Below are 13,779 nucleotides of genomic sequence, written 5' to 3'. Positions count from 1 at the left end.
TTTTTATTAATTAAAAACAGTGATCAATTGTATATTATGTTTCGCGCCAATTTCAAGTATATTTGTGTATACACTTAAAGCTAAAACAACCGTATTTTTTTGAATTTTTTCATAGACGTTATTCTTCCTATTCCGCTTCAAAAATTATACACCTATAGTATAACTAAGGCTGAGTCTGATTTTGTTTCTGTTGGAACTAGAGTTGCTGTACCTTTTGGTAAGTCTAAGATTTATACTGCAATTGTTTCAAAAATTCATCATGAAGAACCAAAGGTTTATGTGCCAAAATCTATTCATCAAATATTAGATGAGTCTCCAGTTATTACAAACCAACAAATAAACTTATGGAACTGGATATCTAAGTATTACATGTGTAGTTTGGGAGAAGTCATGAGAGCTGCATTACCTAGTGCATTTTTATTGGAAAGCGAGACACTAATTTCAAAAATAGAGTTAGAGTTTAATGACTTAGATTTAAGTGATAATGAATTTTTAATTTATGAAGCGCTACAATTTAGACCAAAATTAAAAGTTGCAGAAATTGCTGCCATTACAGATAGAAAGACGGTTTTGCCTCTTATAAAACAATTATTAGAGAAAGGTATTATTGAAGTTCATGAAGAGATTTACGAAAAATATAAGCCTAAACTGGTACGCTATGTTCATTTAAATGCTATTTACAGTAACGATGAAAAACTTCAAGAATTAATAGAACAACTAAAACGTGCTAAGAAGCAACAGCAAATGGTATTGAGCTATTTCTCTATTAATTCTGGTAAAATTAAAGCTACAAAAGTTTCAGATCTTATTAAAGTTTCAGGAGGTTCTTCAACAACAGTAAAAGCTTTGATTGATAAAGGTGTTTTCTTAGAAGACTATATTCAAGAAGATAGAGTTGTTTTTAATGATGATAATCGGTTAGAACAAAAATCACTTAATCAATTTCAAAATAAAGCGTTAGAAGACATTAAATCGGCTTTTAAAAATCATGACGTGGCACTGTTACATGGTGTCACTTCATCTGGTAAAACTGAAGTGTATGCTAAGCTAATTGCTTCTGCTTTATCCAAGCAAAAAAATGTACTTTACTTAGTGCCAGAAATTGCTTTAACAACACAATTAGTTGGGCGATTACAATCTTACTTTGGCGAAAAAGTTATTGTATATCATTCAAGATATAGCTTAAATGAACGTGTTGAAGCTTGGTATAAATTATTAAATAATACTTCTGAAGGTTTTATAGTGCTGGGAGCTCGTTCTTCAGTATTGTTACCATTACCAAATTTAGATTTAATTATTGTTGATGAGGAGCATGAACAATCCTACAAACAATTTGATCCTGCGCCAAGATATCATGCCAGAGACACAGCAATAGTTTTAGCAAAATTCAGTAACGCTAAAATTCTTTTAGGCTCTGCGACACCAAGTTTAGAGAGTTATTATAATGCTTCAAACAAGAAGTATGGTATAGTTGAGCTAAATGAGCGTTTTAATAATTTATTATTACCAGAAATGGAGTTGGTAGATATTAAGGATAAGCTGAAGCGTAAACGAATGACTGGCCATTTTTCGGATAGATTAATAGAAGAAATACAGTTCAGTCTTGAAGAAAAGGGTCAGATTATATTATTTCAGAATAGGCGAGGGTTTGCACCAATTGTAGAGTGTAAAACTTGTGGTCATTCTCCACAATGTCCTAATTGTGATGTTAGTTTAACCTATCATCAATTTAGAAGTGAATTACGTTGTCACTATTGTAGTCATAATATACCTATGATTAAAAATTGTGATGCTTGTGGTAATACTAGTTTAGATACTAAAGGTTTTGGTACAGAACAGATTGAAACAGAAGTAAAACTTTTATTTCCAAACTATAAGGTAGCTCGTATGGATTTAGATACAACGAGAGGTAAACATGGTTATAAAAAGGTAATTAATGCTTTTGAGAGTGGCTCTGTAGATATATTAGTCGGTACGCAAATGCTTACTAAAGGCTTAGATTTTAAAAATGTTCGTTTAGTCGGCATTATGAATGCAGATACATTACTAAATTTCCCAGATTTTAGAGCACATGAGCGTAGTTTTCAATTAATGGCTCAAGTAGCAGGAAGATCTGGTAGACAAGGTAGTAGAGGTAAAGTTTTAATTCAGACATATAATCCATATCATAAGATTTTACAACAAGTAGCTTCTCATGATTATAAATCAATGTACGACGAACAAATAGATCAGCGCCATAATTTTAAATATCCACCAGTTTACAGGCTTATACGTATAACCTTGAGACAAAAGGATTACAATAAAGTTAATTTAGCTTCGGATTGGATGGCAAAATCATTACGTCAAATTTTAGGTTCTAATGTTTTAGGGCCAGAGTATCCATCTATAGCACGCATTAGAAATCAATATAACAAGCATATTTTAGTTAAGATTCCAGGAAATCAATCTATTACTAAAACAAAAGAAGCCATTCTTAAAGTTAAGAATAGCTTCACAAGTATATCAGAATTTAAATCGGTTAGAGTAGTTTTAAATGTCGATAATTATTAGAATTACATATTATTTAATGCATCTACCAATTGTGTCTTTTTATTTCTACTCAAAGGTATTTCATAAGCACCTACTTCAACATTCTTACTATTAAATCTGTCAATTTTATCTAAATTAACAATGTAAGATTTGTGTATTCTTAGGAATTTACCTTCTGGTAATTCTTTTTCAAATGCTTTCATAGTAGATAATACAACCAGGCTATTTTCTTCTGTTACAACTTTTACGTAGTCACCTAAGGCCTCAATCCATTTAATATCTCTTATGTAAACTTTTCTTTTCTTTAAATTACTTTTAACAAAAATATGTTCACCATCTGTTTCATTAAAGTCTAACTTTAACTTGTGTTGTTCTAGGGCTTTTTCAACAGCTGCGTTAAAACGTTCTTTGGTTATTGGTTTTTGTAAGTAATCTGTTGCGTCATAATTAAACGCTTTAAATGCATATTCTGTTTTACCAGTAACAAATATGATTTGGGGTTTGTTGTTTAGTACATCTAGAAGCTCAAATCCGTTTAATACAGGCATTTCAATATCTAAAAAGATAAGATCTACCTTGTGTGTATTTAAACCATTTTTGGTCTCTAGTGCACTGCTGTATTCTGCAATAAGGTTAAGTGAGGAATGATTCTCAATTAACTTTACTATGGATAAGCGTTGGATTGCAGAATCATCAACTACTACACAGTTTAAAGTCATAACATTTATTTCTTTTAGGTTAAGATATCGACAATGTTACAAAAAATTCGGTCAAAAACCAAAAAACATCGACAAAGTGTTGTATTTAACAAAATTTTAACAATACTGTTTAAGCTTTAAATAATTGCTTAAAAATGTTGTTAGATAAGGGATTAATACCTATTTTTGCACCCATTTTTAACAATAAATACATATTTATTTATGAATCATTATGAAACTGTTTTCATCTTAAATCCCGTTTTATCTGAAGATCAGATAAAGGAAACAGTTAAGAAATACGAAGATTTTCTTGTTTCTAAAGGTGCTAAGATGATATCGAAAGAAGATTGGGGACTAAAAAAGTTAGCCTATCCAATCCAAAACAAAAAGAGTGGTTTTTATCACTTATTTGAGTATCAAGTTACTGGAGAAGCTATTGCTCCTTTAGAGGTTGAATTTAGACGTGATGAACGTTTTATGCGTTACTTAACAGTAAAATTAGACAAGCATGCTGTGTCTTGGGCTGAGAGAAGAAGAGAAAAACTTAAACAAAAAGCAAAAGCGTAATTATGTCAACAATAGATCAACAAGCAAAAGGAAAAAAAGAAGGAGAGATTAGATATCTTACACCTCTTAATATAGATACTCAAAAGGCAAAGAAATATTGTCGTTTTAAAAAGTCTGGTATTAAGTATGTAGACTACAAAGATGCAGATTGGTTATTAGGTTTTGTAAACGAGCAAGGTAAATTATTACCACGTCGTTTAACAGGAACATCATTAAAGTATCAAAGAAAAGTATCAGTTGCTGTAAAAAGAGCGCGTCATTTAGCATTGATGCCATACGTAGCTGATTTATTAAAATAATAAAGACATAACAATGGAACTTATATTAAAACAAGACGTTGAGAATTTAGGATTTAAAGACGATGTTGTAACAGTTAAGAACGGTTATGGTCGTAATTTTTTAATCCCTCAAGGCCAAGCTGTATTAGCTACGCCATCTGCTAAAAAAGTATTAGCAGAAAACTTAAAGCAACGTGCTTTCAAAGAAAAGAAAATCATCGATGATGCCAATGCAGTAGCAGAAGCACTTGCTGGTTTAGAGATAAAAATACCTTCTAAAGTTGGTACAGGAGACAAATTATTTGGATCTGTTAATAATATCGACTTGGCTGATGCTTTACAAAAAGCAGGCCATAGCATTGAAAAGAAATTTATTAATGTTATTGGAGGTAACGTAAAACGTTTAGGAAAATATAATGCAGTTATTAGACTTCATAGAGAAGTAACTGTAGATTTTCCTTTCGAAGTTGTTGCTGAAGCAAAGTAAAAGTATATTTTATACAAATAAAAAAGAGCTTTCATTATTGAAAGCTCTTTTTTGTACTACTATATAAATGATTAAACTATCCTTATGAAAAACGTATACGCTCTATTCATCTTAATTGTAGTATTAGGTTGTAAGTCTAATAATACCATAATAAAGACTTCAAAACCCATAGAGGTTTTTAGAGTGTCATCTGAAGGAGTGCCAGTAATAAGTGCTCACAGAGGAGGAAAAGGATTAGTTGGTTATCCAGAAAATTGTTTGGAAACCATGATGCATATCTCAGATAGTATACCTGTAGTTTTTGAAATAGATATTGCTAAAACTAAAGATAATCGTTTGGTTTTAATGCACGATAACTCTATAGTTAGAACTACTAACGGTTCAGGATTGGTTTCTAATCTAACATTACAAACGCTAAAAACATATGTATTAAAAGATGATTTTGGTTCCGGAACTTCGTTTAAAATACCAACACTTGTTGAGGTTCTTAAATGGGTGAAAACTAGTCAGGTGTTTTTAACTATAGATATTAAGCACAATGTAGATGTATCTGAAGTAATTGATGTTATCCGTAATGAAGAAGCTGAGGATCATTGTATACTAATTACTTACGATTTAGAACAAGCAAAAAAAGCTTATGAATTAGCACCAGAATTGTTATTATCTGTTTCGGCCCGAAACTTTAAGGAATGGAATACTCTTATAAACTCTGGAATTCCATTTCAGAATATGTTAGCATTTACTGGAACGCGATTATCTGACACTTCACTTTTTGATGCAATCCATTCAAAAGACGTGCTTTGTATTTTAGGTACTCTAGGAAACTTAGATAGAAGAGCTAAAGCTCGTGGTGATCATTTGTACAATAATTGGAAAAAATTAGGAATAGATATTATAGCTACTGATAGACCGTTTAAAGCAAATAAAGCCTTAAAAAATAACTAAGCATGAAATACGCAAGATTAACCAAAGAACAGTTTGAAGAACTTCACCAAGAGTTCATTAATTTTTTAGCGTCTCAATCTATAACAGCCAAAGAATGGGCAAATATTAAACAAAATCAACCAAAAGTAGCTGAGCAAGAGCTGGATGTTTTTAGCGATTTAGTTTGGCAAGGAGTACTGCAAAATGTGAAATATTTAGAGCATATATCGCCAAACCAAATGCATTTGTTTCATTGTGCTGATGAAAACATGCACCTTATAGCATTAAAACTTAAAAACAATACTCATAATCTTACCACTAAAGAAGGCTATAATTGGTTAAGAGAAAATCTAATGTCTGATGATATAGAATTTTATAATGCTAAAAAAGACTATTCAGAAGATAAACTTCAAGATATGTTTCAATTAATTCAAAAAGGAGCAGTGATTACTAAAGGTGAATTATTTACTTATTTTGAAGACCTTATCAGTTAATTTTTTATACTAAACTGCTAATAACTACTCGTAGCGTAACGACTCAATTGGATCTAATTTTGCCGCTTTAATTGCTGGGAATAAGCCAGAAATAATAGCTACTAAAAAACAAATAGCAAAAGCACTAAACATAGCGAGCCACGGTGTAGTGAACTGAAATTTAGCAATTGCTGAAACGCCCCAACCAACCAAGATTCCTAGCCCAATACCAACTAGACCACCAATTTGACCAATAATTAAAGTTTCCATAAAAAACTGAAAAGCTATAGTTTTACGTTTTGCACCTAAAGCCTTTCTAACACCTATTTCTCTGGTTCGCTCAGTAACAGAAACCAGCATAATATTCATTAAGGCTATAGAGGATCCAAAAATGGTAATAATGCTAATAATCCAAGCAGCAATATATAGATACTGAGTTATAGAACCAATTCTATTGATAAGGTCATCACTACGTTCAATTCCAAAATTATTTTCTTCTATTGGGTTTAATCCACGAACATTTCTAAAGGTCATTATAGCATCATCTTGTGCACCTTCGAGCATGTCTTTTTTATCAACCTTAATACTCAGCGCATAATTTATATTAGCATTGGTAAAAATTGTGCGCGCTTTTTGAATAGGTAATAGCACTCTTAAATCTTGATTATTACCAAACGTAGCACCTTTAGATTTGAGTACACCTACGACTTTAAATTTAGCACCTCTTATACTAATAGTTTTACCAATTGGGTTAACATCAGAAAGAAGAGCCTTTTTTAAATCACTACCAATAATACATACACTATTACTATTGGCAACATCAAAATAATTTAATTCACGACCTTCTGATACTTCTAATCCAGAGTTCTGAATAAAATGTTCGTTAATACCCAAAACTGAGACTTCAGGATCTGTTTTTTCATTTTCGTATTTAACTTCAGCTTGTGAGGTTCCAAAAAAAGAAATAGATGTCTTTGTAAATGGAAAATTATAATTGTCTTCAAATTCTTTTACATCTCTATAACTTATAATAGGATTTATTTTTTGACGTTCTCTACCACTTTGACGTTGCGTATTAAACTCATAACGCTGTAAATTAAAGGTATTGGCACCCATTGAAGAGAAGTCACCAGCAATAGTATTTTCTAGGGCAGATACAGCACTTAAAATACCAACAAGAGCAGTAATACCAATAGCAATGATAAAAACAGTAAGGATGGTTCTAAGCAACTGACTTTTAATAGAACCCGTTGCAATTTTAATATTCTCTTTGACTAGGGAAAACATGAATTTTTTTTCTTGTAGTGTTGATTAGTTTATTATAAGACTATAAACAGTCAATAAAGTTACTATTATTTTAAAATAACTTCTCATGGACTGCTTATTTTATAATATTTTTGTGATTAATTCATTATATCACTAAAAAGAGATTCCTGCTTTCACAGGAAGTGAGTATGGCACAAAAACCAAGTATACCAAAAGGTACCAGAGACTTTAATCCAGAGCAAGTTGCAAAACGTCGTTATATTTTTAATACGATACAAAAACAATTTGAGCGCTTTGGATTTCAGCCTATTGAAACTCCAAGTTTTGAAAACTCGGACACTTTAATGGGAAAATATGGTGATGAAGGCGATCGTTTAATTTTTAAGATTTTGAATTCTGGTGATTATTTATCAAAGTTCACGCAATTTTTTAATCAAAGAACTATTAGGTTTTTTGAAGCCTATGCATTTCGTCTTCATAATGAGAATATAGATGTATTAGAGTTTTTGAAGAATGAAAGAGCTAGTTCAACGTTCTATCAAAGATTTTTTGAATCAGAGCTAGTTGGAAGTGATTTCAAAGGTATTGAAATATTTGATGAGAAGTATGAGAGTGCAATTATGCATACAATTGATGAAAATAAGGATGAAGTTGCTATTCTGTTTAATGATATAGATGATGATTTTAAAAATTTTGACGAAAGCAGAAAATTAGTTGCAAGTAAATTGGCATCTCAAGTTTTTTCTACATGGTTATTTAATTATGATTCTAAAGTTTCATCAATAATCTCAGAAAAAGCCTTACGCTATGATCTCACAGTACCTTTTGCACGCTATGTGGTACAACACCAAAACGAGATAGAGTTGCCGTTTAAACGCTATCAAATTCAGCCTGTTTGGCGAGCAGATAGACCACAAAAAGGACGGTTTAGAGAGTTTTATCAATGTGATGCAGATGTTGTAGGTTCTAAATCGTTATGGCAAGAGGTGGAGTTTGTACAATTGTATGATGCTGTCTTTTCGGCTTTAGGTTTAAAAGGTACTACCATAAAGATTAACAACAGAAAAATACTTACAGGTATTGCAGAAGTTATTGGTGCTAAAGATAAACTCATAGATTTTACAGTAGCTTTAGATAAACTAGACAAAATAGGAGAGGAGAAGGTAAAAGACGAGATGCGCTCTAAAGGTATCCCAGAAGATGGTATCTCTAAACTTCAACCATTATTTGGTATTTCTGGTAGTTTTAAAGACCAAGTTGCACAATTAAAACCCATATTAGCCTCATCGGAAGAAGGCCTTAAAGGTATTGAAGAATTAGAATTTATTAGTGAAGCAATCTCAACGCTAGGTTTAACGTCTTCAACTCTTCAATTAGACGTTACTTTGGCTAGAGGTTTAAATTATTATACAGGAGCAATTTTTGAGGTTGCTGCACCAGAATCTGTTTCAATGGGTTCTATTGGTGGAGGAGGTCGTTACGATGATCTTACAGGAATCTTTGGACTAAAACACGTCAGTGGAGTAGGTATAAGCTTTGGATTAGATCGTATTTATTTAGTCTTAGAAGAGTTAAATCTTTTTCCTGAAACAATAGCAAAATCTACAGATGTATTATTTATTAATTTTGGAGATAAAGAAGCATTATCATGTTTAAAAGCTATAAAAATTTTAAGAGAAATTGGTGTTAATGCTGAGTTATATCCTGACGCCTCTAAAATGAAAAAACAGATGAATTACGCTAATAAGCGAAACATTCCTTTTGTAGTTTTAGTAGGTGAAGAAGAAATGATAACAAATACGTTTACCTTTAAGGAAATGAGTTCTGGCATTCAAGATAGCGTTAACATTGATCAACTTATAGGAAAAATTATCAATCCTAGTTAGTATATTAATTATCTATTATTATTTTTTTGTTATATATTAAGTCGTTACTATATACTTTAACGATATAAGTGCCTTGAGCTACACCAATTACAGGAACAGAAATACTATCTGAAGAATTACTTTCTTTATCCAGCCAAGTTCTAACTTTTTGACCTATAATATTATAGAGCTCTATTTTGTCAACTGGATGACCATGTAGAGTTTTTATAAAAATATATTGAGAATTACTTAAATAACTAATAACAAGTTTGTCTTTTTCTAACGAATTTATACTTAGTGTATCATTATGGAATGTAATAAAAAATCTGTTTAGATATTGATCTGCTATTAGCTGAATTTCGAAATTACTTTCTCTTAAATTGTGATATGTATTTAAAAGACTATCATATATATAAATAGGTGTATTGTCAGAAATGTTTTCTAATTGGTCTATTCTAATAACGATTAAACCTTCTTCGTTTATTACTAATCCAATAGGTAATATCTGATCCTCATCAAAATTATTTACTGCTTGGATAACATATTTCACATCATCAAAGTCCCAGAACATGTCTTCGGTATTAATGTCAATAAGTGGTGCATCAAACCCTAAATCGAAATCAGGGCTTGTTAATTCGTCTACGCCTACTAATAATTGTCTGTGATAACCTGAGGGTGAATCAAACATTAATCTTATTTTTTGTCTTTCGTCTATTTCAGAAATCTCAGTTGTTCTAAACATTACAGAATTATCTATACCTTCTCTTTTGTAAGTTCTTTGACTATTTTTAAATACAATATTACCACCAGTAACAGTAGTTGTAGTATTCGTTAAACTTGGGTCTAATGAAGTCGATACAAAAAATCCTTGATTTACTGGAATGTAACGTCCAGGAACCTTAGTGCCCTCAGAACCATTGTCATTTATACGTATATCATTAGAAATTGCTTTAACACCACCCAATAACGTGTATGTTGCATAACCACCAACATATTCTTGGAGGATATGAGAGCCACCACCAAAATGATCCCAAAAGTATAGTGCACCATTAATAATATTAGTTGTAGCTCTACCACTATATTCATTAATATTATCTAAAATAAATTCATTAGCATCTATTGCTGAAGGATATGGATTTCCAATAAGTCTGTTATTGTCTGTTGAAATGCTTAAAGAAATATTACCATTATTCGGTTTACCTTTAAAGACATAATTTTGAGGTGTTGTTATAGAAAGTAACCCAGAAGTTCCTTTCATAGTGTGGCCTTCTCCAGCTTGTAATGATGTGTTTTGATCAATAGAAATCCAAGAATTGTAATCATTTGCAGTACCATTAAACTTAAATAACCAATATGAACTCAAAGTAATAGGAGAAGTTATCACACCATCAGCAGCTGTGTAAGGAGCTTGAAAGTTAATAGCCGCAGGAATTGTTGAATTTGTGCCATCTCTAATTACATTAGCAATAGAATAATTTGCATTTGTACTTGGTATACCAATACCAAGTTGACCAATTCCAGATGGTGTTTGTGGATTTACAGAGGATGTCCAATAATTATAATTAAAACTATTGCCTGTTCCTTGCTGATCACGTTCTATAGTACCACCACTATCTTGGTCTAAGATACTGCCCTCACTTTGAACGAGTTGAGATTCACCCACCAAATCAATAGTACCATCTAACTCTAAATAATGTGTTATTAATAACTGTTTCCCAGAGTTGTTTTCATTCTCTGTTTCTAAGGAATTTATTATAGTTAATTCTTTTCCTGCTGTATCGGAAACTAATCCTAAAACAACAATATCATTAAGTTCTCGATCTGGATAAATTGAAGTGTTAATAGTTTTAGTATCTCCCTTAGATATAATATTGTGAGATGTCTTTACAATATTCCAGTCGATAATGGTTTCATTATCAAGACCCATACTATTTGGCGCATCCCAAACACCTGCATAAGTCCAAGGCGTTTCTTCGTACCAATTACCGTCACTATTTGTGGTGTATGGTAGAGGTGCAGTTTGTTGCTGAGAGGTGTACATATTTCTTAAACGGCCATTTACACTTCCAGCATTAGTAGTTAATCTACCACAGTTAAGATCCATACGATAATAGCCATCTAGGTTAGTCCAGTTTAACCCAGAAATATCAAGAGGTACTATTTCCCCTCTTACTAAATTACCATTACTTTGAATCTGTTGATTCATCATTTCTCTAATTTGATCAACATTTAGAGCTGTGTTCCAAATTCTAATTTCATCAATCCAACCATTAAAGTAATGTGTTGGCAATGTATTAGTATCCATTGCACCAAATAAAAATTTATTGGTATTTGGTGAAGGTATTGCGCCTCCAGTTGTATTAACTAAAATACCATCTATATAAAGCCTGTAAGCGTTAGATGAAAATGTTACAGCAACATGATACCATCTATTAGTAGTTAAATTATATGGGCAGCTTACAACACCAGAATTATTCCAATTAAAGGATAATACATCATTGCTAAGCCTTAAATCATAACCAGTATTTAAATTGTTAGCATCTCTCTTAGAAATAATGGATTGTATTCCTGAGAATAATTCAGGTTTAACCCAAACCTCGAAAGAAAAGTCAGAACTCCTATCAAAATTATCACCAAATGTGGCATAATCATCAGATCCGTCAAAATCTACAGTATTACAATTGTCAATGGTAACTTCAACATCGTCAAACGAACAGTCGGCTATAGACCATCTTAATGTATAAGTACCAGGGTCTCCAGTGAAATATGCGCTAGGATCTCCTAAAGGGTTTGCTGGTGATAAAGCACTAGAAAATGAATAGTTGCCTCCACAAGAATTGGGCATAGACACTACTGACCAAACACCAGCATCTCCAGTTCCTGGATAATCTCCGGTTGTATAATTATTATTATAAGCACCATTTGCTATATTCTGTGCTGCAGTTAATGTATTATCATAAGCATTAAGAGAAACAGTTGATTTTCCACATTCACCAAGTATAGGAGAAATATCTTTCCCTGCATAAGCGAAGGAAACACTTACATCTATAAATTCTGTTCCTTCATCTCCATCAGATCTACAACCGTTGATTAATGAAGTAACACCATAAGTCTGTACACCAGGTGTTACTGGAGTAATAGTAGTTGTAGATCCTGTAGTCACTACAGTACCTGTTTCGTCAGTCCATTCTATAACTTCGTCAACAGGTGCTTGAGGAATGGTAATATTTTCTAAAGCCCATGTGCTATTTGCTGTACCAGAATAGGTGAAACGAATTCTTAAATTTGTTAACCCAACGTAGTTTTGCAATTCAATAGATACATGATTGTCTATATACGTGCCTGGAGAATTACGACATTGTCCATTAAAGCCAACGTCACCAAAACCTGTATCACTAGGACCAGTATAATTATAGGTTGCACCAGGATCTAAAGTTACAGAATAAGTAGTTCCTCCATCAAGAGAGAGTTCTATTAGGCACCAAGCTCCGGCTTCTAAATAATAGGCTTGATCAAATTCTAAAGAAGCATTAACTAAACCTAATGTATTGAATATAGAAGTTTCTAATGTTGATAATGGAGTAATGGTGTGGTCTGGAGCATCATATTGAGGAATTCCACTTACAATTGCAAATTTATTTCCATCAGGTGAGTCGTAACAACGACCATTAAATTTTTTAGGACCATTAGTTAATTTCCAATAAGTATTATTAGTATTATTTCCACCAGCAGACATTTCAGCAGCGCCATCGACTTCCCAACCTAGATTGTTAAGGTTTGCTTCATTAAACATTCCTCCATTATTAAAATTTGGATTTATACCAAATTCACTCTGAGCTTCTACTGTGACATCATCACCTAAACAAACTGAAAAGCTTGACGATCCTACAATTGTAGGTGGTATGTCTGGAGGTATTACTGAGACAATTGTTATTGTGGAAGTTGCTTGGCATGAACCAATTTGTATAACAGCTCTTAATAAAGTTGTTTCTAAAATATTAGGGTAATAATATGTATTAGTCGTATTTATTATTGATGTCCAGTTAACTCCTCCATCTATTGAAGATTCCCATCTTACAATATTACCTGTATATCCATTAACTGTGAAAGTTGCATTTTGTGGTTCGTCAGGACAAGCGGTAACTTCGACTAAATCATCTGCATCAGCAGGTGTTTCGGTATTATTTAAATAACCTGTTACTGTTCCTCCACTAATTGTTGGGCTAACTACAGTTACATTAGCTGTACATGTATCCGTATTTCCACCAACATCAGTAACAGTTAAAATAATTATATTAGAACCAATATTTGTACAGTCAAACATAGATTTTGATAGAGATAAATTGGCTATGCCACAATTATCTGTTGATCCATTATTAATTTGATTAGGTGTAATTGAAGCTGTACCACTTATATTGTCTAACTGTACTGTTAAGTCTTGACAGTTAGCAACTGGATCTGTAACATCATCAATAATAATATTTTGAATAATATTTATATTGTTGCCATTGCCATCGTCAAAATTCCATGTGATTGCATAAGACCCTTGTGTTGAAAATGTCACTGGATCTGATGTAGTACCCGTAATTGTTCCTCCGCAATTATCGGTAATTGTTGGCGTTGAAACAGTAGTTCCACATTCTGCGTTTATCAACGGTAAACTAATTGTATTAGGATCTTCAGTATCGTTAA

10 protein-coding genes are annotated in these 13,779 nt (G+C 32.2%); 7 read left to right on the top strand and 3 right to left on the bottom strand.

Annotation, left to right across the window (positions count from 1 at the left end; genetic code table 11):
• The first annotated feature begins 99 nt into the window (after positions 1-99).
• Positions 100-2,550, top strand: a complete 2,451-nt coding sequence (priA, locus tag RM697_RS10635) for a replication restart helicase PriA (RefSeq protein ID WP_311427874.1) — start codon at positions 100-102, stop codon at positions 2,548-2,550.
• Between the two features lie 2 nt (positions 2,551-2,552).
• Here the strand turns inward: priA and RM697_RS10630 are convergent, their stop codons facing one another.
• The gene (locus RM697_RS10630) at positions 2,553-3,248 is read right to left on the bottom strand and encodes a LytR/AlgR family response regulator transcription factor (RefSeq protein ID WP_311427873.1); all 696 of its coding nucleotides are present in this window, start codon (positions 3,246-3,248) and stop codon (positions 2,553-2,555) included.
• A gap of 201 nt (positions 3,249-3,449) precedes the next feature.
• Here RM697_RS10630 and rpsF point away from each other — a divergent pair, with 201 nt between their 5' ends.
• The 5 genes from rpsF to RM697_RS10605 all read left to right on the top strand — a co-directional run bounded on the left by rpsF (position 3,450) and on the right by RM697_RS10605 (position 5,977).
• Positions 3,450-3,794, top strand: coding sequence for a 30S ribosomal protein S6 (gene rpsF, locus RM697_RS10625; protein ID WP_311427872.1), 345 nt, complete (start codon positions 3,450-3,452; stop codon positions 3,792-3,794).
• Positions 3,795-3,796: 2 nt separating this feature from the next.
• The gene (gene rpsR, locus RM697_RS10620; protein WP_311427871.1) at positions 3,797-4,093 is read left to right on the top strand and encodes a 30S ribosomal protein S18; all 297 of its coding nucleotides are present in this window, start codon (positions 3,797-3,799) and stop codon (positions 4,091-4,093) included.
• 13 nt (positions 4,094-4,106) lie between these two features.
• On the top strand, positions 4,107-4,559 hold the full coding sequence (gene rplI, locus RM697_RS10615) for a 50S ribosomal protein L9 (RefSeq protein ID WP_311427870.1): 453 nt from the start codon (positions 4,107-4,109) through the stop codon (positions 4,557-4,559).
• An 84-nt stretch (positions 4,560-4,643) separates the two neighbouring features.
• Positions 4,644-5,504 (top strand): glycerophosphodiester phosphodiesterase family protein, encoded by an 861-nt coding sequence (locus RM697_RS10610; RefSeq protein ID WP_311427869.1) that lies wholly within the window; start codon positions 4,644-4,646, stop codon positions 5,502-5,504.
• 2 nt (positions 5,505-5,506) lie between these two features.
• Positions 5,507-5,977, top strand: a complete 471-nt coding sequence (locus RM697_RS10605) for a DUF6495 family protein (protein ID WP_311427868.1) — start codon at positions 5,507-5,509, stop codon at positions 5,975-5,977.
• 24 nt (positions 5,978-6,001) lie between these two features.
• Here the strand turns inward: RM697_RS10605 and RM697_RS10600 are convergent, their stop codons facing one another.
• Positions 6,002-7,243 (bottom strand): ABC transporter permease, encoded by a 1,242-nt coding sequence (locus RM697_RS10600; RefSeq protein WP_311427867.1) that lies wholly within the window; start codon positions 7,241-7,243, stop codon positions 6,002-6,004.
• A 167-nt stretch (positions 7,244-7,410) separates the two neighbouring features.
• Here RM697_RS10600 and hisS point away from each other — a divergent pair, with 167 nt between their 5' ends.
• Positions 7,411-9,108, top strand: a complete 1,698-nt coding sequence (gene hisS / locus RM697_RS10595) for a histidine--tRNA ligase (protein ID WP_311427866.1) — start codon at positions 7,411-7,413, stop codon at positions 9,106-9,108.
• Between the two features lie 4 nt (positions 9,109-9,112).
• On the opposite strand, the gene RM697_RS10590 is transcribed toward hisS, so the two are convergent.
• On the bottom strand, positions 9,113-13,779 hold a 4,667-nt coding region (locus RM697_RS10590; RefSeq protein ID WP_311427865.1), incomplete at its 5' end, for a DUF8693 domain-containing protein.

Source organism: Microcosmobacter mediterraneus (genome assembly GCF_031846265.1).
GTDB lineage: Bacteria > Bacteroidota > Bacteroidia > Flavobacteriales > Flavobacteriaceae > Microcosmobacter > Microcosmobacter mediterraneus.
The sequence above is the reverse complement of the archived record's forward strand: the minus strand, read 5'-3'. Positions and strand labels throughout refer to the sequence as shown.